The sequence below is a fragment of the Corallococcus sp. AB038B genome (genome assembly GCF_003668955.1).
GTDB classification, from domain to species: domain Bacteria; phylum Myxococcota; class Myxococcia; order Myxococcales; family Myxococcaceae; genus Corallococcus; species Corallococcus exiguus.
In genome coordinates this window covers 1-25871 of the sequence record NZ_RAWO01000016.1, presented here as the reverse complement: position 1 = coordinate 25871, position 25871 = coordinate 1, and the positions used below count along the sequence as shown (strand labels likewise).

Sequence of the window (25871 nt, the reverse complement as noted above, 5' to 3'; positions counted from 1 at the left end):
CAAACCCTTTTCCCTGGAGCACTCCCTCCCATGGCGAAAATCGAGAAGGTCCTGCTCGTGGACGATGAGGATGACATCCGCACCATCGGGCAGCTGAGCCTGAGTCGTGTGGGGGGGTGGAAGACGGTGCTCGCGTCCTCTGGCGCGGAGGCCCTGGAGAAGGCGGGTCAGGAAGGCCCCGACCTCATCCTCCTGGACGTGATGATGCCCGGCATGGACGGGCCCACCACGTTCGGCCGGTTGCGCGCCCAGCCCGCCACCGCGAACACGCCCATCATCTTCATGACCGCCAAGGTCCAGAAGCAGGAGGTGGCGCGCTACCTGGAGTTGGGCGCGGTGGGCGTCATCGGCAAGCCCTTCGACCCCATGACCCTGCCGCAGGAAATCCGCCGCCTGGTGCCCTGATGGAACCCCGCCTGTCCAAACGCTCCGCCGCGCTGGCCGCTGGCGCCCTGGTGTTGCTGTGTGCCCTGTTCGTCCTGGGCCGCCCGGGCTCCACCGCCGACCACGACCACTACCGCACCCAGCTGCGGCAGCTGCGCGTGGCCACGTCGGAGCTGGAACAGGACGTGCTGCGCCAGCGCGTGGGCATCGCGCAGCTGCATGGCTCATCCGACCGGGACTTCGAGGCGCTGGCCGCCCGTGCCCGTCAGCTGCGCACGGCGCCCGGCTTCCTCCCCGCGGAGGGCATGCGCTCGCTCAACGCGTCCCTGGACACGTACCTGCGCGTGCTGGAGGGCTCGCGCGTCCTGCTGGCGACGGCCCGCGAGAAGGACCAGCAGCTCGCCGTCCTGCGAGAGGCCTTCCCCGGCGTCGTCGCCGCCACCGCCGCCGCGCTGCCCCAGGGGGCGCCGCGCGCGCACGTGGAGGCGATGGACGTGGACGTGCTGCTCGCCTCGCGCGCTCCGGGAGAGGCGTCGGGCGTCCGCGTGGAGGCCTCGCTCGCGCGCCTGGCCCGGGCGCGGGAGAAGCAGCCGCTGGCCGCCCCCGCCATCGCCGCGCTGGACGCCCTGGAGGTCCGCACGCGGGAGTTGATGGCGCTCCAGCGCGCCACGGACGCGTCCTTCCAGACGCTCCTGGACCACGGCGCCACGGGGGAGGCCGAGCGCCTCATCACCACGTACCTCCAGCTCCAGGAGCAGTCCCAGTCCCGAGCGGAGCGCACGCGCATCGTCCTCTTCGGCGTGTGCCTGCTCCTGGTGGGCTACGTGCTCATCGTGCTGGTGCGGCTGGCGCGGGCGTCCGCGGCGCTGGGCGAGCTCAACCGGGGGTTGGAGGTGCGCGTGGCGGAGCGCACCCAGGCCCTGTCCGCCGCGAGCGCGGAGGCGCGAGCCAGCGACGCGCGCAAGGCCGCCATCCTGGAGGCGTCGCCGGACGGCATCGTGGTGCTGGACGAGTCCGGCCGCGTCGCGGAGTTCAACCCCTCCGCGGCGACCCACTTCCGCCTGCCGTCCGCGCGGGCGGTGGGCGCGGATTTCATGTCGCTGGCGCTGCCCGCGACGCTGCCGGCCTCGCAGCGGGGAGCCGTCCACGCCGCGCTCCTCCAGGATGGTGGCGCGTCGCGGCTGGAATCGCCGTGCCTGCGCGCGGACGGCGACGTGTTCCCCGCGGAGCTCACCTTCGCGCGCGTGCACGCGGACGGCCCGCCGCGCACCACCGTCTTCGTGCGCGACCTCACGGAGCGCAAGGCCGTGGAGCGGATGAAGAACGAGTTCGTCTCCACCGTGAGCCACGAGCTGCGCACCCCGCTCACCTCCATCCGCGGCTCGCTGGGCCTCTTGGAGAACGGCATCGTGGGGGAGTTGCCCGCGCAGGCGCTGGACATGGTGCGCATCGCGCGCACGAACACCGAACGGCTCATCCGCCTCATCAACGACATCCTGGACCTGGAGAAGATGGAGTCCGGGATGCTGGAGCTGAAGCTCCAGCCGCAGACGGCGCAGGAGCTGGTGGAGGCCACGCTCGCGGGCGTGCAGGGCATGGCGGAGACGGCGCACGTCACCCTGCGATCGGACGTGGAGGGTGGGCCGCAGGTGAAGGGCGACCGCGACCGGCTCATCCAGGTGCTCACCAACCTGGTCTCCAACGCCATCAAGTTCTCCCCCCAGGGCGCCTCCGTGGTGGTGGCGGCCGGCTTCACGGTGGATGGTCAGGTGCGCTTCAGCGTCACGGACCAGGGCTCCGGCATCCCGGAGGACAATCTTCCCCGCCTCTTCGGCCGCTTCCAGCAGCTGGACGCGTCCGACACCCGCTCCAAGGGCGGCACCGGCCTGGGGCTGGCCATCTCGCAGGCCATCGTGGAGCAGCACGGCGGACGCATCGAGGTGTCGAGTCCTCCGGGCCAGGGCGCCACCTTCCACTTCACCCTGGAGGCCCTGCGCGCTCCGTCCGTCGCGCCGCTGCCCCGGGACGAGTCGCGCCACAACGTGCTCATCGTCACCGCGGACACGGAGTTGTCCGCCCTGCTGCGCGGCCTGCTGTCGCACGAAGGCTACCGGGTGGTGCGCTCCGCCACGCTCGCGGAGGCCGTGCAGGCGGTGGAGCACGCGCTGCCGGACGCGCTGCTGGTGGACACGCGGATGCCGGACGGCGCCGTGCTGGACTGGGTGCGCCGCCTGAGGGAACAGCCGCGCACGCGCGACCTGCCCGTGCTGGCCCTGTCCGGGCGCTCGCAGCCGGGGGCGAATGACGCGGGCACGGCGCTGCTGGTGGACTGGCTGCCCACGCCAGTGGATGAAACCCGGTTGCTGAAGACACTGCGCTACGCCATGCGCCAGCCGGGCCAGGCGCGCGTGCTGGTGGTGGATGACGACGCCACCACGCGCCGGGTGCTGTGCGCGCAGTTCGAACGGCTGGGCGCGCTGTGCATCGAAGCGGCGGATGGAGAGAGCGCGGTGGCGCTCGCGCGCGACACGCCTCCGGACCTCATCGTGCTGGACGTGGGGCTGCCTCGGCTGGACGGCTTCGAGGTGGTGGACATCCTGCGCCAGGGCAAGGGCCGCGCCACGCCGCTCATCGTCTTCACCGGCCGCGAGCTGTCTCGCACCGACCAGCGCCAGCTCACCCTGGGCATCACCCGTCACCTGACGAAGGCCCGCGCTTCCGAGGAGGAGCTGGTGGCCTCCGTGCGGGAGCTGCTCAACGGACTGCTGGCCCGCCGCGACGTCGCGGCCGAGCCCCGAAAGGCGATGCCATGAGCACCGCGCGCAACGACAAGACGCTCCTCTTCCTGGAGGACGACCGCGATCTCCAGGCCCTGGTCTGCACCTTCCTGCGGGACAGGGGCTACCAGGTGACCCCCGCGCGCACCGCCGCCGAAGCGCGCGAGGTGCTCCAATCCAAGCCGGTGGACGCCGCCATCGTGGACGGCCTGCTGCCGGGCATGACGGGCGCGGACTTCATCCGGGAGCTGCGCAAGACGAAGCCAGACCTGCCGGTGCTCTTCGCGTCCGCCTTCTGGAAGGACCTGAAGAGCCACGAGCTGCTCACGCGCCAGCTGGGCGTGGCGCGCGTGGTGCACAAGCCCTACCGGCCGGAGGAGCTGGCGGTGTGGCTGGAGCAGCTCTTCGCGGTGGCACAGCCGCCGCCCCCGCCGCGGGAGTCCCTGGACACGGAGGACGCGGAGGACGCGGAGCCCGTGGACGACTTCGCGGCCAGCCTGGCGCTCTTGAGCGCGGACTACGGCGCGAAGCTGCCGGAGCGGCTGGCCATGCTCCAGGCCCTGCTCGGCAAGGGGCGCCACGGCAACGCGGAGGCCATGGAAGAGGCCTACAGCGTCGTGCACAAGCTGCACGGCACCGCGGGCAGCTACGGCTTCCGCGACGTGAGCATCGCGGCGGGCGCGCTGGAGGACGTGCTGCGGCCGGTGAAGACCGGGGGCACGCTGGACTGGGCCCAGGTGGACGCGGGCTTCCGCGCGCTGGAGGACCGGGTGTCGCTGCCGGTCCTCACCCCGGAGCCGGAGTCCGAGGAGGCCGTCGTCGCCGCCATGGGCACGCTGCTCGTGGTGGACGAGGACGCGGCCGTGCTCGCGGACGCGAAGCGGATGGGCGAGCGCGAAGGGGTGCGAGTGGTGACGGCCGTCACGCCCCAGGAGGCCTGCGCCGCGGTGGAGCGGCAGTGGGTGGACGGGGCGCTCCTGCACATGGGAGTGGCGGGGCTCGCCACCGCGAGCGCGCTGCGCGCGATGGAGGGCCACCAGTCCCTGCCGCTGGCCTTCTCCAGCACGGGCGGGGGCCTTCAGGAGCGCGTGTGCGCGGCGCACGCGGGCGCGTCGCTGTTCCTGCCCCGGCCCTTCACCCAGCAGGACTTCGCCACCGCGGCGGAGCGGCTGGTGGCCACGCGCCGGCTGGAGCGCGCGAAGGTGATGGTGGTGGATGACGACCCGGAGGCGGTGCGCGCCCTCTCCCAGGCGCTGGTGAGCGACGCGGTGGAGGTCGTGGGGCTGGAGAACGCCTATGGCCTCTTGGACGCGCTCGCGCAGCACCGCCCGGACCTGCTGCTGCTGGACGTGCAGATGCCCGGGCCCAGCGGGTTCGACCTGTGCCGCATCCTGCGCCTGACGCCGGAGTGGCAGGAGCTGCCCATCCTGCTCATCACCGCGCAGGTGGGGCTGGAGTTCCGGCTGGCCGCGTTCCAGGCCGGCGCGGATGACTACCTGGCCAAGCCCGTGCTGAAGGAGGAGCTGCGCGCTCGCGTGCACGCGAGGCTGGAGCGGGCTCGGCTGTCGCGCGAGCGCACGGAGCGAGACGCGCTCACCGGCCTGATGCTGCGCCGTCCCTTCGTGGAGTCGGTGGCCACGCGGCTGTCGGAGGCGCGCCGGAGCGACCGGCCGTTGGCGCTGTGCTTCCTGGACGTGGATCACTTCAAGAAGGTGAACGACCAGTACGGCCACCTCGCGGGGGACCGCGTGCTGATGCGTTTGGGACGGCTGCTGGGCGCGCGCTTCCGTCGCGAGGACCTGCGCGCCCGCTGGGGCGGTGAGGAGTTCGTCGTCGCGCTGCTGGGCGAGACGCCGGAGAGCGCGAAGGAGATCCTCTCCCGCACCGCCGAGGAGCTGTCGGCGATGACCTTCGAAGGCGACGCGGGGGAGACCTTCCACGTCACCTTCAGCGCGGGGCTCGCGGTGGCGCCGAGGGACGGCACCTCCCTGGACGAGCTGCTGCGCGTCGCGGACGCCCGGCTCTACCGGGCGAAGGAGAACGGCCGCAACCGCATCGAAGCGGAGTGACGCCAACGCGTCACGGCTCCGCCAGCACCAGCAGTCCGCGCGACAGGTCCACGACGTACACGTGCCCGTCGCCCGGCACGCGGATGCCGATGGCCCCCTGATAGAGGCTGTCGGTGCTGCGCGGGTGTGCTTCCTGGAAGGAGTCGAAGGAGGCCACCTCCTTCGGGTGCTCGGGGTCGGCCACGTCGAAGACGCGCACGCCCTCGTGGTACCAGGCCACGTAGAGACGCGTGCCCACCAGCACCATGTTGTGGATGGACGTCTGCGGGCGCTTGCGCACCTCCGCGATGAGGCGGATTTTCGCCGGGTCGGTGACGTCCAGCACGCGCAGGTGCGCGCCAGGGCGCTCGCCGCCTTCGAAGGCGATGGTGCGCCCGTTGATGGTGCCCACCGCGTTCGCGTGGCTGTACTGGCCGGAGAAGGCGTACTTGCCCAGCACGGGCGTCACGTCCGTGCGGGTGACATCCACGACGACGTAGCCGGTGGTTGCGTGGTTGATGTAGAGCCGCCCCTTGTAGGCGAACGCGTCGTGCGGGTAGGCGCCCAGCTCGTGGGGCACGGTGATGCGGCTGACCAGAGAGGGCGCCAGCGGCAGGAACGCGTCGAACACGAACGTCGTGCCGCTGGGGGACGGGGACATGGCGTACAGCCGGTCGCCGTCCACGAACACGGTGTGCACGTTGATGGCGCCGCCGGGCAGCGAGCGCACGTACCGCGGATCCGCCGGGTTCGTGATGTCGTAGACGATGACGCCGGAGTCCCCGCTGGCGACGTAGAGCGCGTCTCCCTTGGCCCAGACGCCGTTCCAGTAGTTGTCGTTGGGCAGGCTCACGCGGGTGACGAGGACGGGGTGGGCCGGGTCGCTCACGTTGATGACGCTCAGGCCGCCGGGCTCCTCCTTGCCGCGCGGCAGTGACACCACGTAGGCGTGGCCCTTCGTGACGTAGACGTCCACGGGGTCGCCCACCGGAACGGCGGTCTCGGAGACGAGGCGCATGGGCTGGGCGCCGGTGTCCGCTTCATGGGCCAGGTTCATCCGCCGGGCGTCGAAGGTGCCGGAGTAATCCGGTACGCCATCGGTGCAGCGCACGAAGCAGCCGGTGATGCGGCCGGGCTCTGGAACGCGGCAGCCCGCGAGCGCGTACCGCTGCTGCTTGTTGGCGGAGGTGATGTACTCGCCGGTGACGAAGAACCCCTCGGGGCCCACCTGGTTTCGCACCAGGGGCTTGCCCAGGAAGCTGGGGGTGGTGTCCAGGCGGAAGCCCGCGCCGAACGCGCTCACGGGGGTGTAGCGGAAGACGGCCTGGTAGATGCCGGACGGCTCCACGGCGCGCACCGCGTCCAGGTCGCAGCCCGCGAGGGAGAAGCTGGCCGGGTCGGTGCAGTTCGCGCGAGGGGACGCGTAGCTGGAGTCCATGCAGGGCTCGGTGGGGACCACGTCGATGTAGTCGGTGAGCTCGACGAGCGGCTTCGGATCCGACGGTCCCGGTCCGGGAGGGTTGGAGTCGCTACAGCCGGAAAGGGACAGGGCGCAGGCGAAGAGGCCCGTGCCCAGGAGGCGAATGGAGGACGTCATGGGGTGGAGGCTCCTGCGCGGGGCTTCGCGGTCCACGGCCGACGCGAAGTCGCGGAGGAGTCTAGCCCACGGCCCGAAGCGGATGCGCGAGCCCTCCCTGAGGAGCTAGAAGCCCGTCATGCACCCACGTCGCCCGGACATCGAAGCCGCGCTCACCGACCTGCGCACCCGCCTGCCCGGGGGGAAGATTGTCGACCACTGGGGCGGCGAGCATCCCTGGCCCACGCCCGAGCAGAAGCGCCTCAAGGACGTCTGGTTGGACAGCATGGCGGAGGCCCTGGAGACGGCGCTGACGCGGCAGGCCTTCGAGCCCATCACCATCTTCGAAGCGCGGAGTCCCCCGGACTGGGAGTTCATCGTCGCGCACGCGCTGGCGCGTCACGGCGGGCGGGTGGCTTCCTTTCCAGACTTCTCGGAGACCCGGCAGCGCGATGGGGACACGTTCATCACGCTCGGTACGGCCTCCGACGAAATGGTCATCTACCAGGGCCCCCTGGAGCTCCACGGCCACGTCCACCTGTCGGGGACCGTCGTCGTGCTGGGAGACCTCATCATCCATGGCGCCCTGATGGATGGCGACCCGGCGGACTCAGGGCTCGTGGTGATTGGCAACGAGCGCGTGCGCGCGCTGTACACCAGCTCGGATCACCTCATGGTCGGAGACCTCGAAACGGACCTGCTGTACCTGTCTGGCGGAGAAGGCTCGTGGGTCGTGGGTGGCGAGGTCCGTGCCTCCTTGCAGTTGGAGGAGGCCAGGGCCAGTGAGGAGGCGCGGCGCTGGCTGGAGCCCGTACCGTCCGACGAAGTCCTCGAGGACGGCTGGGCGCTGTGCCGGGAGGTGGGCAGCGGCCGGACGAAGGTGCGGCCCCCTCCGTAGGGGCCGGATAGGCTCACGCGCACGTCATGGCCCTCACGCGTCTGGACATCGCAGGCTACCGCTCCGTGCGTCAGCTCCACCTGGAGCTGGGGCCGGTGACCGTGGTGGTGGGCCCCAACGGCAGCGGCAAGACGAACCTGTACCGCGCGCTGTACCTGCTCGCGGCGGCGGCGGAAGGCAGGCTCGCGCGCACGTTGGCGGACGAAGGCGGCACCTCGAGCGTGATGTGGGCCGGCCCCCGTGACCCCAAGAAGCCGGCGCGCATGCGCGTGACGGTGGACCTGGACGACCTCACCTACGAATTGCAGTGCGGCGTGGTGCCCACGTCGCCACCCCAGACGATGTTCACCCTGGATCCGGAGGTGAAGGAGGAGCACCTCTGGGCGCACGCCGGGGGCCGGCGTCTGGTGTTGATGGAGCGCAAGGACCGCACGGCCTTCATCCGCGACGCGGACGGCAAGCGCATCACGTTCCCCGCGGAGCTGTGGGGCGCGGAGTCGGTGATGGATCAGCTCGCCGAACCGCACCGCTTCCCCAGACTGGGCGAAGTCCAACGCACGTTGAGCGCGTGGCGCTTCTACCACCACTTCCGCACGGACCCGGACGCGCTGCCCCGGCACCCGCAGGTGGGCGTGCGCACGCCGGTGCTCGCGTCGGACGGGCGCGACCTGGCGGCGGCGCTCCAGACCCTCTGGGAGATAGGCGATGACCGCGCCCTGGAGCAGGGCATCGACGACGCCTTCCCCGGCTCCAGGCTGGAGATTCGAGCGGAGGACGGACGCTTCAGCCTCTTCCTGCACATGCCCGGCCTGTCGAGGCCCATGTCCGCGCCGGAGCTGTCGGACGGGACGTTGCGCTACCTGTGCCTGCTGGCGGCGCTGCTCAGTCCCAGACCGCCGCCGTTCCTCGCGTTGAACGAGCCGGAGACCAGCCTGCACCCGGACCTGCTGGAGCCCCTGGGCCGGCTCATCGTGCGAGCCTCCGAGTACAGCCAGGTCTGGGTGACGACGCACGCGGAATCCCTGGCGACCGTCATCGCGGACAAGACCGGCACCTCGCCCGTGCACCTGGAGAAACAGCAGGGCGCGACGACGGTGAGGCGGAACGGAAACAACGAATGACCCCCGGCCTCTACCTCACGCACAAGCCCGTGGGCGCCACCAGCTTCGCCACCGTCCGAGCCTTCCAGGAGGAAGCGCAGGCGACGAGGCCCGGCCGTCGCACGGCGCTGTGCCACGGCGGCACGTTGGATCCGTTCGCGGAAGGGCTGCTGCTGATGCTGGTGGGCCCGGCCACGCACCTGTTCGAACACCTGCACGCGGCGCCCAAGGTCTACGAAGCCCGCGTGGAGTGGGGCACGGAGATGGACACCGGAGACCTGCACGGCCGCCCCGTGCACCAGGGGGACGCGACCGCGCTCACGCCCGAGCAACTCGAAGCAGCGCTGCGCCCGTTCCTCGGCTGGACGGATCAAATCCCGCCCGCCACCAGCGCGAAGAAGCTCGGAGGTGAGCCCGCCTACCGCAAGGCCCACCGGGGCGAAGTCGTGGAGTTGCCTCCCTCGCGCGTGTACCTGCACACCGCGCGCTGGCTTGCGCACGACCTGCCCAAAGCCAGCATCCTGGAGCTCACCTGCCGTGGCGGCTACTACGTCCGCGCCCTGGCCCGCGACCTGGGACGCGCACTCGGCTGCGGCGCGCACCTCTCCACGCTGAAGCGCACGGCCATCGGCCCATGGAAGGACCCCGGCCCCGGCGCGCGCATCGAACGGCACGGCCACGACCTGCTCCCCTGGACGCACTCGCGAGCGCTCACCGACCAGGACGTAGGCACCCTGCGCCAGGGCCAGTCCATCTCCACCACGCCGCTCCAGCCCCCGGACTGGCGCCTGCCACCGGGCTACCCGGAACCCACGGGCCCGGTGCGCGGCTTCCACCAGGGGAAGTTGACCTTCCTGCTCACCCCGAGGGACGGAGCCCTCTGGCCCGAGACAGAGCTGCGCGGCGGCGTCTAGAACGGGCGCCCCATGGCGCCACCCGACCTGAAGACCGTGGAGCTCACCCCGGAGCTCTGGCCCGACCTCGAGAAGCTCTTCGGCCCCAACGGCGCCTGTGGAGGCTGCTGGTGCATGTTCTGGCGCATCCCCGAAGGCGAGCGCTACGACGACGTCCGAGGCCCTGAAGCCAAGCGCCGCTTCAAGGCCCTGGTCGCGAGCGGAGAGGCGAAGGGCGTCCTCGCCTACGCGGACGGCGCACCGGTGGGCTGGGCCACCTTCGGTCCGCGCCGCTCCTTCTCGCGCCTGGACCGAGCCCCCAGCTTCACGTGCGACGACGCGGACACCGTCACCTCCGTGCCCTGCTTCTTCATCCACCGGAACTGGCGCAACCAGGGCGTGGCCACCGCGCTGCTCGCCGCAGTGGAGGCCGCGGTGCGTCGCGAAGGCGCCGCCACCCTCGAAGGCTATCCGGTGAAACCACCCAAGGGCTCAGCGCGTATCAGCAACGGAATGGCCTACACGGGCACGCTCCCGTTCTTCCTCAAGCGGGGCTACGTCCACGTCGCGGACCGTCCCGCCGGCAAGCAGCGCGTGCGCAAGGCGCTCAAGCCCTCGCGCCGGAAGTGATGCCTTTCGTCACCACCCCGGGGCGGGGGGGATGGTGACAGTCATCACCGCTGGTGACTGTTGTCACCACCCCGGCTCTCGCGTCGTCGCCGCGTAACCTCATGGATTCATTCAGGGTGTGCTGGCCCGGGGAGCTGGCACGACGCGCGCAATAGGTCCCGGCATGACTGCTTCCGCAACGGAAGCCGCTCCTACCGGAGATCAAAAATGACCATCGCCAAGCACGCTTCCGCCGCCGTCGCCACCTCCCTGAACGGCAAGTCGGCCCTCGGCAACAAGGAACTCGCCGTCCTGCGCGGCACCTCGTCCCCGGCGAAGCAGGCGGCGGAGATGAAGGCCACCATCAACAACATGAAGTCGCAGATGGACGGCCTGAAGACGCAGCTCAACGACCTGCAGTCCCGCCACGCGCACCTCGGTGACCGCTTCTCCGCGCAGGGCCACGGCTGCGTGGGCCCGCGTGACAACTGGCAGCCGAAGGACCTGGGCGCCATGGTGGAGATGAACAAGCTGAACCAGACCTCTGGCTCCATCGGCGCGGAGCAGTTCGCGGACAGCATCGAGGCCGCGGTCGGTGACCTGGACGGCCAGGCCGCCTCCGGTGAGTACCGCGCCGTCGCGGACTGGGCCGCCAACAACCGCGAGCGCCTTACCCCGGAAGCCCGCCAGGTGATGGACATCTACAGCAAGTACGCGGCGGTCTCCCAGGCGCGCGGCGAGTCCGGCATCCCCCAGGGCGACTTCAAGAAGATGCTCGCGGAGATGCGCGACGTGGGTGACGCCAGCGCGAAGAAGGCGCTCGCCAACCTGGACAGCAAGAGCCACGGCGGCACGGTGTCCGGCCAGGACATGGCCCGCGCCATCAAGACGGGCACCGCGGACCACGACGGCCAGGCCGGCGGCGCGGAGCTGAAGGAGTTCGAGAAGTGGGCCTCCAAGAACGAGAGCCGCCTGTCCCCGGAGGCCAAGGAGGTCCTGGACGTCTACCGCAAGCACACGAAGGCGGCGCAGGCCCAGGGCCGCACCGGTCTCACCGACAAGGAGACCGCCGCCATGAACAAGGAGCTGAGCAAGGTGGGCGCCGGTGACGTGAGCGCCCGCAAGGCCACGGAGGCGCTCGACAAGCAGAGCGGCCCCATCTCCGGCGAGGACCTCACCAAGGCCATCAAGGACGGCATCTCCGACACGGACGCCCACTCCTCCACCTCCGAGCTGAAGGAGTTCGAGAAGTGGGCCGCCAAGAACGAGAGCCGCCTCACGCCCGAGGCCAAGGAGGTCCTGAAGACCTACCAGCAGGCCGCGAAGAAGGCCGGCCCGGAGGGCATGACGCAGAAGGAGGCGGACGCCATGTTCAAGAAGATGGATGGCTTCAAGACCTTCCACGACAGCTCCATGCGCGACGCGCTGGAGGGCCTGGACGCCAAGAAGGGCAAGATCTCCGGCAACGACCTGACCGCCGCCATCGAGAAGGGCGCGGGCGACCTGGACGGCAACGCGGCCGGCACCGAGTTCACCGACACGATGAAGTGGGCGCGCCAGAACTACGACCGCCTCACGCCGGAGGCGAAGAAGGTGGTGGACACCTACGAGAAGTACGCCACCCGCTCGCAGGCCCAGGGCTCCACGGGCATCGACCAGAAGGACTTCAAGAAGATGATCAACGAGATGAAGTTCGTCAGCAACCCGCGCCCCACGCGCCCCGTGTTCTACGCGGCCTGATGTGAAGCCGGGGGGAGCGAAGTCGAAGTAGGGGGATTGAAGTCAGAGGGGTCCCGGACCTTCGGGGGAGGGTCCGGGGCCCTTCTTTTTTCTACAGGCGCGTCAGTGCTTCTTCGCCTTGGCGATGGTGGCGTGCGCTTCCTTCACCACGTTCTCCACGGTGAAGCCGAACTTCTGCTGCAGCGCCTTGATGGGGGCGGAAGCGCCGAAGCTGCGCATGCCGATGATGCTGCCGGTGTGTCCCGTCCAGCGCTCCCAGCCGAACGCCGCGCCCTTCTCCACCGCGACGCGAGCCTTCACGTTCGGGGGCAGCACGCTGTCCTGGTAGTCCTGGGGCTGCTGCTCGAACAGCTCCCACGAAGGCATGCTCACCACGCGAGCCTTCACGCCGTCCGCCTTGAGCTTCTCCGCGGCCTCCACCACCAGCGCCACCTCCGTGCCCGTGCCGATGAGGATGACGTCCGGCGAGCCGCCCTCCGCCTCCAGCAGCGTGTACGCGCCCTTGGCCGTGCCGGAAGCGGGAGCGAACTTCGTGCGGTCCAGAGTGGGCACCGGCTGGCGCGACAGCACGAGCACCACCGGGTGGTGCTGCTGCTGCGCGATGTAGCGCCACGCCTCGGCCACCTCGTTGGCGTCGCCGGGGCGCAGCACCACGTTGCCCGGCACCGCGCGCAGGGACATCAGCTGCTCCACCGGCTGGTGCGTGGGGCCGTCCTCGCCCAGGCCAATGGAGTCGTGCGTGAAGATGTGGATGGACGGAATCTCCATCAGGGACGACAGGCGCATGGAGGGGCGCTCGTAGTCACTGAAGATGAGGAACGTGGCGCCGTAGCCGCGCACGTGGCTCAGGTTGAGTCCGTTGACGATGGAGCCCATCGCGTGCTCGCGCACACCGAAGTGGATGTTGCGGCCCGAGTACTCGCCCGGCTTGATGGACGTGGACGTGGAGATGTACGTCTTCGTGGACGGGTTCAGGTCCGCGGAGCCGCCGACGAGCCACGGGTAGTTCTTCGCCAGCGCGTTGAGCACCTTGCCGCCGGACTCACGGGTGGCCATGCCCTTCGCGTCCGCGGGGAACACGGGCAGCTCCTTGTCCCAGCCCTCGGGCAGCTCGCGCTTGAGCAGCGCCTCCAGCTCACGAGCCAGCTCCGGGTGCTGCTTGCGGTAGTCCGCGACGGACTTCTCCCACGCGTCATGCAGCGCCTTGCCACGAGCGCCCATGCGCTCCTGGAAGCGCTCGCGCACGCCGTCGGGCACCAGGAACTGCGCGTCCTCGGGCCAGCCGTAGGCCTTCTTGGTGGCCTTGATTTCGTCGGCGCCCAGGGGCTCGCCGTGAGCGCTGGCGGAGCCCTGCTTCTTGGGCGAGCCGAAGCCGATGAACGAGTTGACGATGATGAGCGTGGGCTTGCCGCGCTCGTCCTTGAAGGACTTGTAGGCCTTGGACAGCGCGTCCAGGTCGTTGGCGTCGGTGACCTTGATCACGCGCCAGCCGTAGCCCTCGAAGCGGCGACCCACGTCTTCGGTGAAGGCCAGGTCGGTGCTGCCGTCGATGGAGATGTGGTTGCTGTCGTAGATCCAGCACAGGTTGGGCAGCTGGAGGTGGCCCGCGAGCGAAGCGGCCTCGGACGCCACGCCTTCCATCATGTCGCCGTCGCCGCAGAGAGCGTAGACGTCATGGGTGAACAGGTCGAAGCCGGGCTTGTTGAAATGGGCGCCCAGCCACTTGCTGGCGATGGCCATGCCCACGCTGTTGGAGACGCCCGCGCCCAGGGGGCCGGTGGTGGTCTCCACGCCGGTGGTCCAGTGGTACTCCGGGTGGCCCGGGGTGGCGGAGTCCAGCTGGCGGAAGTTGCGGATGTCGTCCAGGGACACGGCCGGCACGTCGGTGACCTTGGCGTCCTTCACGCGCTTCACGCCGGCCAGGTGCAGCAGGCTGTAGAGCAGCATGGACGCGTGGCCATTGGACAGGATGAAGCGGTCGCGGTCCGGCCAGTTCGGCGTGGCCGGGTCGTATCGCAGCTCCTGCTGCCACAGCTGGTAGGCCACGGGAGCCAGCGCCATGGGCGCGCCCGGGTGGCCAGAGTGGGCCTTCTCCACCGCGTCCATGGACAGCGTGCGGATGGTGTTGATTGCCTGGGTATCGATTTTCTCGGTCGTCATGCGGCCTCCCGCGCAGGACTGCGTCGCGGGCGCACCATGCCGTAACTGGAGCCGCCGCGCCGCACGAAACACGCCCGTCCGTTGGCAGGCACACCGACGGCCGGGCAGGAGGCCGGGGCTCCTTTTCCGGGAATGCGCTACGGGACGCGACCGCTCTGGACGAACGCCGCGACTACTGCGTCCGTGAAGGCCCGGGCGCAATGGCCTTCCGGGTCCAGGTCGGGGTCCAGGATGGTGAGCTCCAGGCCCACCGCCTGGGGACTCGCGAGCAGCGACGCCAGCAGCGTGGTCAACTCCTCCAGGCGCATCCCGTCCGGATTGGGAGAATCCACGGCGGGCATGACGCGCAGGTCCAGCACGTCCGCGTCCACGTGGATCCAGAACCCCGTGAGCCCTCGGGCCTCCAGCCGGGAGCGGGCCTCGTCGCCCACGGACTTCGCGCCGCGCTCACGGATGACGGTGAGCGGCAGCGAAGCGATGTGGGAGGTGTCGAACTCGTGCACCGCGGCTTCGGCGGTGTCTTCGGCGGTGCGGGACAGGCCCAGGTGCACGACGTCCTCTTCGCGCAGGTAGGGCTTGAGGCCCTCCAGGTCGCAGAGGGCATCGGGGCCATGTCCGGTGGCCAGCGCCAGGTCCAGTCCCGCCGCGGTGAACCATCCCGCCATGCGGGCGCGGTCCTTCACGTAGGAGAAGTCATCATGCGCATCGATGAACGCCAGCCCATGCGCCCCGGCCCGCCGCAGCGCGAGTGAGGAGCCCACGAGCACGCTGCAATCCCCGCCTAGCAGCAGCACGAACCGTCCCCCGGCCCGCAGCGCGCCGACGCGATCCGCGAGTGCCACGCTGTAGCGGCCCAGCGCCGCGCCGTTGCGAAAGCCGATGTCCGGCTCCGCCTCGGGTGAGTACGCAGGGGGCGTCACGACGCCCGCGTCCTCCGCGCCCAAGCGCGTCACGATGCCCTGCGCGCGCAGGATCCGGGGCAGTTGAAACACACCCGGAATCGCGCCCGGGGTAGCGGGCCGCAGTCCCAGGTTGGACGGCGCATCCAGGACGCTGATGGGCAGGAACATGGTCGCGGCTACCTCCGGGCCGCCGCACCGCGGGGCGTCTTCCCCCGGGTCAGGTGGTTCACCGCCTCACCCAGTCCCTCCACGGTGAGGGAGAACATGGGGAACACGTTGGCGATGACCGCGATGCTGCCCGAGCGCCACGACCCGCGAGGCTCCGGGTTGAGCCACACGTTGCGCTCGAAATGCTGCGCCAGTTGCATCAGCCACGTGAGCCCTTCCAGGCCCTCCTGCCGGTACTGGCCATTGGCATCCGTGCGGATGCCCAGCTCATACGGGGCCATGGACGCATCGCCCACCATCACCAGCTTGTGATGCCTTCCCACCTGCGCGGTGAGCTCCGGCACGGTGATGCCGCCCGTCAGCTGCGGCGTGGCGTACAGCTTCCCGTAGACGCAGTTGTGGAAGTAGTACGTGCGCAGTTCCTTGAAGTGCGTGGCCTGGCTGGCGACGCTGAACAGCCGGCTCACCAGGTGCGCGTATGGGTCCATGGACCCGCCCACGTCCATGCACAACACCACACGTGTGTTGGGCCGGCGCGGCGGACGCGTCACCACCTCCAGCTCGCCCGCGTTCTTCGCGGTGGCGGCGATGCTCTCGTCCACGTCCAGCTCTTCCGCCACACCCTCACGCGCGAAGGCCCGCAGCTTGCGCAGCGCCACCGCCAGCTGCCGCGTGTCCAGCACCAGGTCGTCGCGGTAGCCCGCGTACTTGCGAGCCCCGGCCTGCCACAGCGCCTGTCCCTGCCGCCCGCCCGTGCCGCCAATGCGCACGCCCTGCCGGGCCGCGCCGTTGTTGCCAAAGGCAGACGCGCCGCCCGTGCCCACCCAGCGGTTGCCGCCGTCGTGGCGCTCGGTCTGCTCCTTCAGGCGCTGCTCCAGCTGCCGCCGAAGCTCCTCCGGGTCCCACTGCTCCAGGAGCGCAAGCTCCTCCGGGCTCAGGTCGGTGCGCTCCTTCGCCTCTTCCAGCCAGGACAACAGCTCCTCGGTGAGCTTCAGCGCGTCGGAAGCGACGCCCTGGAAGTGGAAGAGGAACGCCTGGTCAAAGGCATCCAGCTGCGTCTCCGAGTGCACCAGGAGCGCGCGAGCCACGTGGTAGAACCCATCCAGGCTGCTGTCATGCAGCCCGGCCTTCAGCGCCCCGGCCAGGGCGAGCGCCTCCTGCGCGCCCACCTTCACCCCGCGCTTTCGCAGCTCGTAGAAGAACGGCAGGAACATGGCGTGGCTCCCGGGCTGTCTTAAGCGCGCGTCCGCCGGCCGCGTCCAAAGGCTTCCGCCACCGCCACCAGGTCCTGCTCCTTCTTGAGCAGCGCGCCCAGGAACGGCAGCTGCTCCTCCAGCTTCAACTCCACGACGCCGTTGGCCTTGAGCACGGAAATCCAGTCGATGAGCTCGCTCGTGGACGGCCGCTTGCGCAGGCGCGTCATCGCGCGCAGCTCGTAGAAGACCTTGAGCGCCTGGTCCGCCAGCGAGGAGTCCAACCCCGGGTGGTGCACGTCCACGATGCGCTGCATGAGCTCGCGCTCCGGGAAGTCGATGAAGTGGAACACGCACCGGCGCAGGAACGCGTCAGGCAATTCCTTCTCGTTGTTGCTGGTGATGAGCACCACGGGGCGGTTCTTCGCCACGACCTCGTCGTTGGTCTCGGAGATGCGGAAGCGCATCCGGTCCAGCTCGTGGAGCAGGTCGTTGGGGAACTCCAGGTCGGCCTTGTCCACTTCGTCGATGAGCAGCACCACGCGCTCCGGAGAAGCGAACGCCTCGCCCAGCGGCCCCATGCGGATGTATCGCCGGATGTCTCGCACGTCCCCGTCTCCGAAGCGCGAGTCATACAGCCGCTGCACGGTGTCGTAGACATACAAGCCGTCCTGCGCGCGCGTGGTGCTCTTCACGTGCCAGGTGAGCAGCTTCAATCCCAGTCCCTGGGCAATCGCTTCCGCCAGCAGCGTCTTGCCCGTCCCGGGCTCGCCCTTGACCAGCAGGGGGCGCTGGAGCGTGAGGGCGCAGTTGACGGCCGCCTGCAGTCCTTCGCTCGTGAGGTAGGAGTCGGTGCCGCGGAAGCGAACGGGAGTGGGAACCGGAGTCATGGATGGTTCCTTTAACATCCTGGGGAATGTTTCCATCCCTAGACGGGCGGATGGGTGTATATCCTGCCCCACATGGCCCCACTTTCCCTTGAAACCGAACTTCGCGACATGGTCCGCCGCGAGTTGCAACTGCAACTGGCTCCCGTTCAGAAGGCCGTGGCCCGTATGGCCAAGGGGCTGGATGCGTTGGATGCACTGCGCGCGGTGACCGACCGACTGGCGCCGCTGTCCAGCCGCCTGGGAGCCGTGGCGGGCGTGCGCACGCCCTCGCTGGCGCCGGAGCCGGTTGCCCGCCGTCGTCCGGGCCGTCCGCCGAAGTCCGCCGCGAAGGCCGCGCCCGTGAAGGCCGCGCCCGCCGCGAAGACGCCGGCCGCGAAGGCCGCGCCCGTGAAGGCGCCCGCCGCGAAGGCCGCGCCCGTGAAGGCGCCCGCCGCGAAGTCCCCGGGCCGTCCGCCGAAGGTCGTCGCCGCGGAAGGCAATGAGGCCTGCGCCGTCATCGGCTGCAAGCGCCAGAGCCGCTCCAAGGGCTACTGCTCGGCGCACTACCAGAAGCTGCGCCTGCTCATCCGCACGGGCCGCCGCCCGGACGCGTGGGTGGATGGCGCGAAGCCGCAGTCGGTCCCGGACGTCACGCTGCCGCGGGGTCGCGCGGGCAGCCAGGCGCTGAAGGAGTCGGCGAAGCCGGCCGCGCCCGCGGCGCCGCCCAAGCCCAAGGCGTGGCTGCGCAAGAAGGGCTCCAGCGGCGGCATGGTGTCGCTGACCTGACGGAGGACGTCGTCCGTGCTCCTCCCCGCGTGACGGGCCGCCCCGAGCGGCCCGCCGTGCGTGCCTCGGGACCGACACGGGTTGCTTCCTGCCATTGACATGCGGGCCGTGGCGGTGTGAATCCCGGCCCCATGAGCGAGCAATATCCAGTCACCGTCGCGGTCCGCCGTCCCGACGGTTCGGTGGAGCAGGTCCGGGTGGGCACGGCGTACAGGAACGACGACGGCTTCACGCTGCAACTGGGCGAGCTGTCCATGAGCGCCGCGCCCGTCGCGGCGTCGGCCCCGGCGTATCGCCGTCCCGCGGCCTCGGGCGCCCCGTCCGGTGGCGGTGGTGGCGGCGACGGCACGCTCCTTCCCAACTACGGCCGCAGCAAGGGCGCCCCCGTCTACGGCGCCAGCCTCCAGGACCTGGAGTTCTACGCCAACGGCGCGCGCCGCTCCCTGTCGGACCCCAGCAAGTCGCGCTGGCACGACAAGGAGCGCCAGCTCCTGGCCTCCATCGAGACGGAGATCGCCCGGCAGCGCGGTGAGGGCGGCGGCGGCGGCGAGCCTCCCGCGCGCGGTGGCGGTGGAAGCCGGGGCGGTGGCTACGGCTACGGCAACCCGCCGGACGACGGCGACATCCCGCCCCCCGGCGACGACGACAACATCCCCTTCTAAAAGGGGGACGATCCAATCGGACCCGCCCCGCGCAATATTCGAAAAGGAATCAGGCGCGGTTCGCGGGAGATCCGACTTTCCGTGCCCTGCGTAGTGCAGCCGGGCCCGGTGCGACCTGCTGGCAATGGGGGGGGAGGCGCGGCGGGCTTGTCGTCAGTCCACCGCCCGCCCGGCAGGGGGCGGCGGACCCTTCCCGACGAGAGGGCGATTGACAGTGTCGAGCCAATGGTAGACACCACGAGTCTCTCGGGCATGTACTGATAGTGAATTGACACATCGCGTGTGATTCATTCCACGTCGATGGCTTCACTTCTGAAGTATTCCGCATCCTGCGGATTTCACAGGCCTCCTGGGCAGTTCTGTCCTGGCGTGTGCTTCACGAATGACGCGTCCAGAAACAGGAACTCCGTCTTTCCAAGGGCTTAGGAAGTGGCCTGGAACGTGCTCTATGCACGCGTGCCAGGGAATCCATCCCGTCCGGCAAGGCTGTGAAATCGCGAGGCCATGGTAATGACCGAACGGGTGTGTGTGGTGGGCGCGGGTTCGTTCGTCCCAGCACGGACCATCACCAACGAGCGGATCGCCAAGGCGATCCCAGGTTGGTCGGCCGCCCGCATCGAAGAGAAGATTGGCATCAAGGAGCGCCGCTTCCTCTGGGACTTCGACGACGAGACGGGGCGCGCCATCCCCCCGCCGGACGACGTGCTGGGCCGCTTCTATCCGGCGACCAACACGGACATGTGCGAGGTCTCGCTGCGCCAGGCCCTGTCCCGCGGCGGCGTGGATCCGAAGGAGCTGGACGCGCTCTTCGTGGTGACGTGCACCCCGGACGCGCCGCACTTCAACCACGACGCCATGGTGTTGCACGAGCGGCTGGGCCTGCGCGAGGACGCCTTCGCGCTGGTGGTGGATGACGGCTGCGGCGGCACGCCCTATGTGCTGGACCTGGTGCGCAAGATGATGGACGGCGGCCGCTTCCGCACGGTGGCGGTGGTGGCCTCCGCGTTCACCTCACCGCTGCTCAACCGGGAGGTCTACACGGACGAGCTGCCGCCCACGCCGGGCCGCCCCAAGGCGCTCAACGCCTACCTGTCCATGTATGTCTTCGGCGACGGCGCGGGCTCGGTGGTGCTGCGCAAGCAGGAGGGTGACGAGGACGGTCCAGGCATCCTCTCCTCGTTCTCCGGCAACGCGTACGCGGAGCTGGTGACGCGCCGGGGCGGCGGCATGCTGAAGCTGCCCTACCAGCCGGGGCGCACGCGCCCGTCCGACATGGCCTTCGTGGTGGACGGCTTCAAGGTCGCGCGCAGCTACCCGGAGTACATGCAGAAGTGCCTGGACGCGGTGCTCACCCCCACGCTGCGTGAACAGGTGAAGCGCTACTACTTCCACCAGCCCAACAAGCGGGTGATGGATTCATTCGTGACCCGCGCGGGCCTGCCGAAGGAGTCGGTGGCCTGCAACGTGGATCGCATTGGCAATACGTCCGCGGCCGGGATGTTGATTCTTCTAGCGGACGACCTGGAGCAGGGTCGTGTTGCACTCGGCAGTGGGGACCTCGTGGTGGTGGCGGCTGTCGGAGCCAACGTCCATTATGGGGCCCAGCTCGTGCGGCTGTAGCGCGCACGCGTGTTCATCTCCTCCCCCCCGGAGATTCCCCCCTCTATGAGTCAGCAGCGCAAGGAAGTCGCGGCCCTGGAGCCAGCCATTGCCCAGGATCTCGAGAAGCGTTTGGCCCTGGCGACCCCCGACGACACGGCCCGAGGCATGTTCTTCAATGGCGCATTGAACGCGGTGCGCATCCTGGGCGGCGATGCCGCGGTGGAGAAGTGCCTGGCGGCGGTGCAGGAGAAGAAGTTCGTCGACTTCTTCAACTACCCGGTGGCGGGCTTCCTGAAGCTGTCCTTCACGGGAGCGCAGTTGATGGGCCCGCAGCTGGGCGGCTTCGACGCGATGTTGCGCAAGATGGGCACGCAGGCGACCACGGACTTCCTGTCGTCGGCGGCGGGCAAGACGCTGCTGTTGCTCGCGGGTGACAGCCCCAGACGGCTGGTGACGAACCTGCCCACGGGCTACCGCGCGGCGGTGAGCTACGGCGAGCGCAGCGTGGAGTGGTCCAGCGACCGCTCGGGCAAGCTCACGATGAAGCGGGACTTCATGCCGCCCGCGTACCACGAAGGCGTGCTCCAGGGAGTCATCGAGGCGCTCGGTGCCCGAGGCGTCCAGGTGAAGGGCCGGCAGACGGGCCCGGTGGACACGGAGTACGCGCTGTCCTGGCAGTGACCGGAGCACGAACCCCGCGGTCCTCGCTGTCCTCGACGAAGGATGGGTTTGAACATGACTCAAGGACAGGCGGGGGCCCCGGTGCGGCTGCAGTCCGGCGACGAGTGGGTGTATGCCTTTCGCTCGCAGGAGGACGCCGCGACGCCGCCGGATGAAGCGGTATGCGCGGCGGCGCCCTTCACGCCCACCGTGAAGCTGGGCGCGGGCCTGTATGTGCCAGCTGGTGACGGCGGCTACGAAAGGGTGGGCTCGGCCACGGCCTGCTTCCGGCTGACGGACCGGGCCTTCACGCCGGGCACGCAGGTCCCGTTCTACGCGCGCTTCCTCCTGCCGGTGGGAGCCTTCACCGCGCAGGGCGAGTGCGTGCTCGTGAGCAACGACCAGCCCCAGGCGGGCGTGGTGCTCGCGGGAGGCGCACTCAAGCTGGTGGAGGTTCCACCGGGTTTCGTGGGCGGCGTGATGACGAACCTGAGTGTGTTCAACCCGCTCAAGCTGCCCGGCTTCGCCACGGGCTCGTACTACACGCTCTACACCTTCCGGAAGGAAGGCACGGGCGCCGCCGCGCCCTGAGCCGCACCCCAGGATGAGCAGGAATGTCGGGGATGCCTGGGAGAATACGTCCCTGGGCATCCGACGCCATCACCAGGGGGACGACGCATGGAAAGCAGGTGGAATCCGCTCTACGAATCGCTCGGCTATTGCCCGCCCGCGAGCGGAAGGGCCGTGCCGGCGGGAGCACCGCCGCCGGAGGACACGGACCTGCCCCTCCTCGGCCCGGAGGAGCTGGAGGCGCTGAAGACCGCCTTCCTGCGTGAGCCGGAGGACGTGCTGCGCTGGACGGAGAGTGGCCTGGGCGCGAGGGTCACGGTGGGCGCGTTCGTGGAGGCGCTGCGAGAGCTCGAGCTGCTCTTCACGGACCCCGGCCAGCTCCAGGAGCAGCTGGCCGCGACGGAGCGCCACGCCCGTCAGGGGACGGGAGGTCTGCCCGCGGACTTCACCTTCCCGCTGAGGACGGAGGAGATCCCCATCGACCCCACGCGCACGCGTTTCGAGCCGCAAGCGGACCTGCGAGGCTGGCTGTTGTTCAGCGGCCCCGTGTGGCTGGAGCAGGGCGCGGCGGCGCGGCAGGCCCCATTCCGCTGGCACTTCGGAGCGAAGAGCCGCTTCGTCTACCCATTGCGAGAGCCGGAGCCCGGCCGCCCGGTGGAGGTGGCGCTCTTCGGAGACTTCGGCACGGGCGAATACGCCTCTCGATACATCGCCCGGCAGCTGGTGATGCGCGGCGAGCGCCTGGACTGCGCGGTGCACCTGGGGGGTGTCTTCTACTCGGGCCGCCAGGGCGAATTCGACGCGCACATGGCGGAGCCGCTGGAGCCACTGCTCGGGACGACGGCGCTGCTGACGTTGAACGCGCCGCCGGAGATGCGCTCGGGAGCGGGGGCCTATTTCCGCTACCTGGACGAGCGGCGGGGCGCGAGCTCCCGTCACCCGCAGGAGGGCAGCTACTTCAGCCTCGCCGCGGAGCGTTTCCAGCTCATCGGTCTGGACACCGCGTGGTTCGAAGCGGGCCGCCACCGCGAGCCCGCGCTGCTGCAATGGCTGGAGCAACGCCTGTCGGAAGGACGCCGGCGGGGAGCGATGAACATCCTGCTGACCCACGCCGCGCCCTACGGCCCGGGCGCGGAGCAGCTCGCCCCCCTGGTGACGGAGGACCTGCGCACCCTGGTCGTGGAGCGCGAATGGGTGGACCTCTGGTGCTGGGGAGGTGCCCAGGCCGGAGCGCTCTACGACCGCGCACCGGGCCTCCCCTTCCTCGGCGCGAGCCTGGGCCACGGAGGCTTCCCCTCCGAACGGAGGGATGCACCGGAGTATCCGGTGGCACCGGTCCGCTTCTTCGAATCCCGGCCGCGCTTCCCGGAATGGACGGGCGTGCGCCAGGACCGGGGCAACCACGGTCACGCGTCGCTGTGGCTGCACGCGGACGGCAACGCGTCGCTGCGCTACACGGACTGGATGGGCCAGGTGCGCTGCGAGGCGACCCTCTCACGCCAGGGCCCCAAGGGACCGGTGACGCTGAAGGCGCTCGACGTGAGGGAGTAACTCAGGGCCCCTGAATGCCGCGCTCCTTCATGTACTTGCGCAGGCCCGCGGCGCCCTGAGCGCGAACCTTGTTGTGCAAGAGCGGAGTCCACCCGAGCGCCCATCCCACCGGCCCCAGCGCCTGCCGCGACCAGGTCCAGAAGGGGAACCGGTCGGTGTGGCGGATGATCTTCCCGTCAGCGAACTCGAAGGTCGCGTCGATGCGGTTGAGCACCTTCCGGCCCGTCTGGCTGAAGGTATAGGTCGCATCCCAGTGGGCGCTGCCGGTGCGGTCATCGGCCTGGACCTGACTGAAGACGAGCTCCAGGTCCTTGCCGCGCTCCAGCAGCATGCGCCACATGGAGGTGGCCCCCGCGTAGCGCAGGCCCTGGAACACGGCGTCGTTGAACTCCACGTCCGGGTGGTAGCAGGCGGCCATGCCGTCCGCGTCGCGCCGCTGGAAGGCCGAATAGAAGTCGGTGATGAGCTGGGCGTTCGGGTGCATGCCGCCGGTCTAGCGGAACTGCCGAGCAATGGAAGGGGCCGCATGGCAGAGTCCGCCGCATGGCTCGCGACATCGTCATCTGGCCCCACAAGGTTCTCACCACGTCTACCCAGCCCGTCACCGACTTCGGCCCGGCGCTCGAAACGCTCCTCCAGGAGATGGCGGAGGCCATGGCGGAAGCCAAGGGCATCGGCATCGCGGCCAACCAGGTGGGAGTCCCCCTGCGAGTGGCCATCGTCGGCCGCGAGGACGGCACCCAGTTCGAAATCGTGAACCCCCAGCTGCTCTCGAAGGAGGGGAGCGTGAAGCTGGAGGAGGGCTGCCTCTCCGTGCCGGACGTCTGGGAGAAGTGCTCCCGCGTCGAGCGCGTGAAGGTCCGCTACCAGGACAAGACGGCCCAGTGGCACGAACTGGAGGCGGACGGCCGGCTCGCGCACGTGCTCCAGCACGAAATCGACCACCTGGACGGCCACGTCTTCGTGGACCACCTCTCCAGCCTGAAGCGCACCCTCATCCTGGACCGCATGAAGAAGCTGCAGAAGTCGCTCGCGCGCCGGAAGGAAGAGCCTGCGGACGGCAAGGGAACGAAGCGCTCCTGACGCATGGAACCGCACCCCGTCCCCCGCAAGGTCCAGGCCTTCCGTGAGGAGTACCGGGCCCAGGCCATCGGGCCCGGCTACCGGGGGCAGGTCCACTTCGCCTTCACCAGCCTCGTCTGCCTGGGGGGAATCGCCCTGGCGCTGAGCCAGCTGGAGGCCCCCCGCCTCTGGGAGCTGCTCGGAGTCCCTGCGGTCATCGCGCTCGCGAACGTGGTCGAGTTCCTCGGGCACCGGGGCCCCATGCACCACCGCACCCGGGGCCTGGGCCTGATGTTCGAGCGCCACACCGTCCAGCACCACCGCTTCTTCACCCACGAGGCGATGGCGTACGAGTCCAGCCGGGACTTCAAGATGGTGCTCTTCCCGCCGGTGCTGCTCCTCTTCTTCCTGGGAGCCATCGCCGCCCCGCTAGGCGCCCTCTGCTTCCTGCTGATTTCCCCCAACGCGGGCTGGCTCTTCGTCGCCACGGCGCTCGGCTACTACCTGGCGTACGAGTGGGTGCACTTCGCCACGCACCTGCCGAGCAACCACTGGAGCGCCCGCCTGCCCGGCATCTCCTTCCTCCGGCGTCACCACCAGGTGCACCACGATCCCGTCCGGATGGGCCGCCACAACTTCAACATCACCTTCCCTCTGGCGGATGGGCTCTTCGGGACACGATGGCGCGCCCCATTGGATGAGGAGCAGGCGGCGCGCCGAGGGAAGTGACGGGGAAAGAAGAATGCCGGAGCCGGGGGTTCACACCCTGGAACGGAGTGCCCATATCCCCGGCGACTGGGACGAATGATCAGGCCCGGATCAATCAGGGTTTGACGTCGCCGAACCGAAGCGTTAGAGACTGAACCCCCGCGCAACGGACCACTGGCCCTCGGGCCTCGGAAAGTCAGCGAGGGGGAAGAAAAGGATCGACGAAGGTTGTTGATCCCGAACGCGGCGAAGAGGTAGAAGCCGCGCCCCGCCCGAACCGGACCGAAAGCAGCAGATCGGAACGCAGAGGGCGGACGGCAGCAAACGGTCGCCACCAAAATGGTTGATCGCGGATGCGGTGGTGGTAGAAGCCGCGCCCCTCACCTCGAAGCCCGCGCACTGGCGCGGAAGGCACTTCGTGGGGAGAGCAGCACCGACAAGAAAATAGGGCAGTCAACCAAGCGAGTTGACAGCGAACGCGGCGAAGAGATAGAAGCCGCGCCCCACCGAAGAGGCAGCAGTCCGGAAGGCAGCACGACGGACGCAAAGCGGTGAGGAAAGCTGACAGCGAGCGGTTGACAGGGAAGACGGCGCCGAAGTAGAAGCCGCTCCCCTTCGAAAAGAAACGGCGGAAGTCACTGGACGGCGCCGACGAACTTCGAAGCAGCCCGCAGGACGCAAAAGCGAAGTTGACGCTGAATGCGAACTGAAATAGAAGCTGCAGCCCCGCCGGTTGAAGCGAAACCGGCAACGAAGTAGACGGTAGCAAAAGTCGCGAAGCAAGACAAGCGGCTCGGTCTTTGAAAACCAAATAGCAAGCCCAAGTAGTAATGGATTGCGGAAACCCGCAGTCAATTTTTTGAGGGCGCTTCACCTCAAGAGCAGCGCTGAAAAGCGCAGCGAGAGGGAAGTGCCGACGAATCAGCGAGCCGAGACTCCTTAGCCGGGTCTCG

22 protein-coding genes are annotated in these 25871 nt (G+C 69.5%); 16 read left to right on the top strand and 6 right to left on the bottom strand.

The genetic code is table 11. The annotated features are described in order from the left end of the window. The first annotated feature begins 30 nt into the window (after positions 1 to 30). Genes D7Y04_RS37650 through D7Y04_RS37640 form a run of 3 tightly spaced genes read left to right on the top strand, consistent with a single transcriptional unit; the run spans position 31 to position 5230 of the window. A complete protein-coding gene (locus D7Y04_RS37650; RefSeq protein ID WP_014400722.1) occupies positions 31 to 405 on the top strand; it encodes a response regulator in 375 nt (124 codons plus the stop codon). Next, positions 405 to 3197 (top strand): ATP-binding protein, encoded by a 2793-nt coding sequence (locus tag D7Y04_RS37645; RefSeq protein WP_121762471.1) that lies wholly within the window; start codon positions 405 to 407, stop codon positions 3195 to 3197. The genes D7Y04_RS37650 and D7Y04_RS37645 overlap by 1 nt, the downstream gene beginning before the upstream one ends. Beyond that, positions 3194 to 5230, top strand: coding sequence for a response regulator (locus tag D7Y04_RS37640; protein ID WP_121762470.1), 2037 nt, complete (start codon positions 3194 to 3196; stop codon positions 5228 to 5230). Before D7Y04_RS37645 ends, D7Y04_RS37640 begins: the two co-directional genes overlap by 4 nt. A 10-nt stretch (positions 5231 to 5240) precedes the next feature. On the opposite strand, the gene D7Y04_RS37635 is transcribed toward D7Y04_RS37640, so the two are convergent. Next, complete coding sequence (locus D7Y04_RS37635; RefSeq protein WP_121762469.1) at positions 5241 to 6806, bottom strand: LVIVD repeat-containing protein; 1566 nt, start codon at positions 6804 to 6806, stop codon at positions 5241 to 5243. Positions 6807 to 6924: 118 nt separating this feature from the next. On the opposite strand from D7Y04_RS37635, the gene D7Y04_RS37630 reads away from it, so the two are divergent. The 5 genes from D7Y04_RS37630 (at position 6925) to D7Y04_RS37610 (ending at position 12025) form a co-directional block, all read left to right on the top strand. Next, on the top strand, positions 6925 to 7683 hold the full coding sequence (locus tag D7Y04_RS37630) for a hypothetical protein (protein WP_121762468.1): 759 nt from the start codon (positions 6925 to 6927) through the stop codon (positions 7681 to 7683). A gap of 26 nt (positions 7684 to 7709) precedes the next feature. Continuing rightward, positions 7710 to 8804 carry an AAA family ATPase gene (locus D7Y04_RS37625; RefSeq protein ID WP_121762467.1) on the top strand — a complete coding sequence of 365 codons (1095 nt, stop codon included), beginning with the start codon at positions 7710 to 7712 and terminating at the stop codon, positions 8802 to 8804. Beyond that, a complete protein-coding gene (truB, locus tag D7Y04_RS37620; RefSeq protein ID WP_121762466.1) occupies positions 8801 to 9697 on the top strand; it encodes a tRNA pseudouridine(55) synthase TruB in 897 nt (298 codons plus the stop codon). Before D7Y04_RS37625 ends, truB begins: the two co-directional genes overlap by 4 nt. Positions 9698 to 9709: 12 nt before the next feature. Further along, entirely contained in the window at positions 9710 to 10306 is a 597-nt protein-coding gene (locus tag D7Y04_RS37615) for a GNAT family N-acetyltransferase (protein WP_121762465.1), read from the top strand. A 207-nt stretch (positions 10307 to 10513) separates the two neighbouring features. Beyond that, a complete protein-coding gene (locus D7Y04_RS37610) occupies positions 10514 to 12025 on the top strand; it encodes a hypothetical protein (protein ID WP_121762464.1) in 1512 nt (503 codons plus the stop codon). 102 nt (positions 12026 to 12127) lie between these two features. Here D7Y04_RS37610 and tkt read toward each other — a convergent pair whose 3' ends face one another. From tkt to D7Y04_RS37590, 4 genes are all read right to left on the bottom strand, one after another. Further along, positions 12128 to 14185 (bottom strand): transketolase, encoded by a 2058-nt coding sequence (gene tkt / locus D7Y04_RS37605; RefSeq protein ID WP_121762463.1) that lies wholly within the window; start codon positions 14183 to 14185, stop codon positions 12128 to 12130. Positions 14186 to 14322: 137 nt separating this feature from the next. Further along, positions 14323 to 15255, bottom strand: coding sequence for an arginase family protein (locus tag D7Y04_RS37600; protein ID WP_121762462.1), 933 nt, complete (start codon positions 15253 to 15255; stop codon positions 14323 to 14325). 8 nt (positions 15256 to 15263) lie between these two features. After that, the gene (locus tag D7Y04_RS37595) at positions 15264 to 16469 is read right to left on the bottom strand and encodes a VWA domain-containing protein (protein ID WP_121762461.1); all 1206 of its coding nucleotides are present in this window, start codon (positions 16467 to 16469) and stop codon (positions 15264 to 15266) included. Between the two features lie 20 nt (positions 16470 to 16489). Beyond that, a complete protein-coding gene (locus D7Y04_RS37590; RefSeq protein ID WP_120575470.1) occupies positions 16490 to 17338 on the bottom strand; it encodes a MoxR family ATPase in 849 nt (282 codons plus the stop codon). Between the two features lie 72 nt (positions 17339 to 17410). Here D7Y04_RS37590 and D7Y04_RS37585 point away from each other — a divergent pair, with 72 nt between their 5' ends. The 6 genes from D7Y04_RS37585 to D7Y04_RS37560 all read left to right on the top strand — a co-directional run bounded on the left by D7Y04_RS37585 (position 17411) and on the right by D7Y04_RS37560 (position 23148). Further along, entirely contained in the window at positions 17411 to 18103 is a 693-nt protein-coding gene (locus D7Y04_RS37585) for a vegetative protein (RefSeq protein ID WP_233601766.1), read from the top strand. Between the two features lie 131 nt (positions 18104 to 18234). Then, positions 18235 to 18765 (top strand): hypothetical protein, encoded by a 531-nt coding sequence (locus D7Y04_RS37580; protein WP_121762459.1) that lies wholly within the window; start codon positions 18235 to 18237, stop codon positions 18763 to 18765. 510 nt (positions 18766 to 19275) lie between these two features. Next, positions 19276 to 20385, top strand: coding sequence for a 3-oxoacyl-ACP synthase III family protein (locus D7Y04_RS37575; RefSeq protein WP_121762458.1), 1110 nt, complete (start codon positions 19276 to 19278; stop codon positions 20383 to 20385). Between the two features lie 45 nt (positions 20386 to 20430). Then, positions 20431 to 21048, top strand: a complete 618-nt coding sequence (locus D7Y04_RS37570) for a DUF2378 family protein (protein ID WP_121762457.1) — start codon at positions 20431 to 20433, stop codon at positions 21046 to 21048. Between the two features lie 54 nt (positions 21049 to 21102). Next, on the top strand, positions 21103 to 21618 hold the full coding sequence (locus tag D7Y04_RS37565) for a hypothetical protein (protein ID WP_121762456.1): 516 nt from the start codon (positions 21103 to 21105) through the stop codon (positions 21616 to 21618). An 87-nt stretch (positions 21619 to 21705) separates the two neighbouring features. Continuing rightward, positions 21706 to 23148, top strand: a complete 1443-nt coding sequence (locus tag D7Y04_RS37560) for a hypothetical protein (protein WP_121762455.1) — start codon at positions 21706 to 21708, stop codon at positions 23146 to 23148. A gap of 1 nt (position 23149) precedes the next feature. Here D7Y04_RS37560 and D7Y04_RS37555 read toward each other — a convergent pair whose 3' ends face one another. Further along, on the bottom strand, positions 23150 to 23632 hold the full coding sequence (locus tag D7Y04_RS37555) for a nuclear transport factor 2 family protein (protein ID WP_120575462.1): 483 nt from the start codon (positions 23630 to 23632) through the stop codon (positions 23150 to 23152). Between the two features lie 59 nt (positions 23633 to 23691). Here D7Y04_RS37555 and def point away from each other — a divergent pair, with 59 nt between their 5' ends. After that, positions 23692 to 24231: a peptide deformylase gene (def, locus tag D7Y04_RS37550; protein ID WP_120599894.1), complete on the top strand. Its 540-nt coding sequence runs from the start codon at positions 23692 to 23694 to the stop codon at positions 24229 to 24231. A gap of 3 nt (positions 24232 to 24234) precedes the next feature. Continuing rightward, positions 24235 to 24939 (top strand): sterol desaturase family protein, encoded by a 705-nt coding sequence (locus D7Y04_RS37545; protein WP_121762454.1) that lies wholly within the window; start codon positions 24235 to 24237, stop codon positions 24937 to 24939. Positions 24940 to 25871 lie beyond the last annotated feature (932 nt).

What these genes read in the sequence shown, in the direction of transcription:
- tkt (WP_121762463.1), bottom strand. Translation starts at nt 14,185, where the DNA reads ATGACGACCGAGAAAATCGATACCCAGGCAATCAACACCATCCGCACG.
- D7Y04_RS37635 (WP_121762469.1), bottom strand. Translation starts at nt 6,806, where the DNA reads ATGACGTCCTCCATTCGCCTCCTGGGCACGGGCCTCTTCGCCTGCGCC.
- D7Y04_RS37610 (WP_121762464.1), top strand. Translation starts at nt 10,514, where the DNA reads ATGACCATCGCCAAGCACGCTTCCGCCGCCGTCGCCACCTCCCTGAAC.
- D7Y04_RS37580 (WP_121762459.1), top strand. Translation starts at nt 18,235, where the DNA reads ATGAGCGAGCAATATCCAGTCACCGTCGCGGTCCGCCGTCCCGACGGT.
- D7Y04_RS37625 (WP_121762467.1), top strand. Translation starts at nt 7,710, where the DNA reads ATGGCCCTCACGCGTCTGGACATCGCAGGCTACCGCTCCGTGCGTCAG.
- def (WP_120599894.1), top strand. Translation starts at nt 23,692, where the DNA reads ATGGCTCGCGACATCGTCATCTGGCCCCACAAGGTTCTCACCACGTCT.
- D7Y04_RS37645 (WP_121762471.1), top strand. Translation starts at nt 405, where the DNA reads ATGGAACCCCGCCTGTCCAAACGCTCCGCCGCGCTGGCCGCTGGCGCC.
- D7Y04_RS37590 (WP_120575470.1), bottom strand. Translation starts at nt 17,338, where the DNA reads ATGACTCCGGTTCCCACTCCCGTTCGCTTCCGCGGCACCGACTCCTAC.
- D7Y04_RS37565 (WP_121762456.1), top strand. Translation starts at nt 21,103, where the DNA reads ATGACTCAAGGACAGGCGGGGGCCCCGGTGCGGCTGCAGTCCGGCGAC.
- truB (WP_121762466.1), top strand. Translation starts at nt 8,801, where the DNA reads ATGACCCCCGGCCTCTACCTCACGCACAAGCCCGTGGGCGCCACCAGC.
- D7Y04_RS37570 (WP_121762457.1), top strand. Translation starts at nt 20,431, where the DNA reads ATGAGTCAGCAGCGCAAGGAAGTCGCGGCCCTGGAGCCAGCCATTGCC.
- D7Y04_RS37560 (WP_121762455.1), top strand. Translation starts at nt 21,706, where the DNA reads ATGGAAAGCAGGTGGAATCCGCTCTACGAATCGCTCGGCTATTGCCCG.
- D7Y04_RS37615 (WP_121762465.1), top strand. Translation starts at nt 9,710, where the DNA reads ATGGCGCCACCCGACCTGAAGACCGTGGAGCTCACCCCGGAGCTCTGG.
- D7Y04_RS37595 (WP_121762461.1), bottom strand. Translation starts at nt 16,469, where the DNA reads ATGTTCCTGCCGTTCTTCTACGAGCTGCGAAAGCGCGGGGTGAAGGTG.
- D7Y04_RS37640 (WP_121762470.1), top strand. Translation starts at nt 3,194, where the DNA reads ATGAGCACCGCGCGCAACGACAAGACGCTCCTCTTCCTGGAGGACGAC.
- D7Y04_RS37585 (WP_233601766.1), top strand. Translation starts at nt 17,411, where the DNA reads ATGGCCCCACTTTCCCTTGAAACCGAACTTCGCGACATGGTCCGCCGC.
- D7Y04_RS37600 (WP_121762462.1), bottom strand. Translation starts at nt 15,255, where the DNA reads ATGTTCCTGCCCATCAGCGTCCTGGATGCGCCGTCCAACCTGGGACTG.
- D7Y04_RS37650 (WP_014400722.1), top strand. Translation starts at nt 31, where the DNA reads ATGGCGAAAATCGAGAAGGTCCTGCTCGTGGACGATGAGGATGACATC.
- D7Y04_RS37575 (WP_121762458.1), top strand. Translation starts at nt 19,276, where the DNA reads ATGACCGAACGGGTGTGTGTGGTGGGCGCGGGTTCGTTCGTCCCAGCA.
- D7Y04_RS37545 (WP_121762454.1), top strand. Translation starts at nt 24,235, where the DNA reads ATGGAACCGCACCCCGTCCCCCGCAAGGTCCAGGCCTTCCGTGAGGAG.
- D7Y04_RS37630 (WP_121762468.1), top strand. Translation starts at nt 6,925, where the DNA reads ATGCACCCACGTCGCCCGGACATCGAAGCCGCGCTCACCGACCTGCGC.
- D7Y04_RS37555 (WP_120575462.1), bottom strand. Translation starts at nt 23,632, where the DNA reads ATGCACCCGAACGCCCAGCTCATCACCGACTTCTATTCGGCCTTCCAG.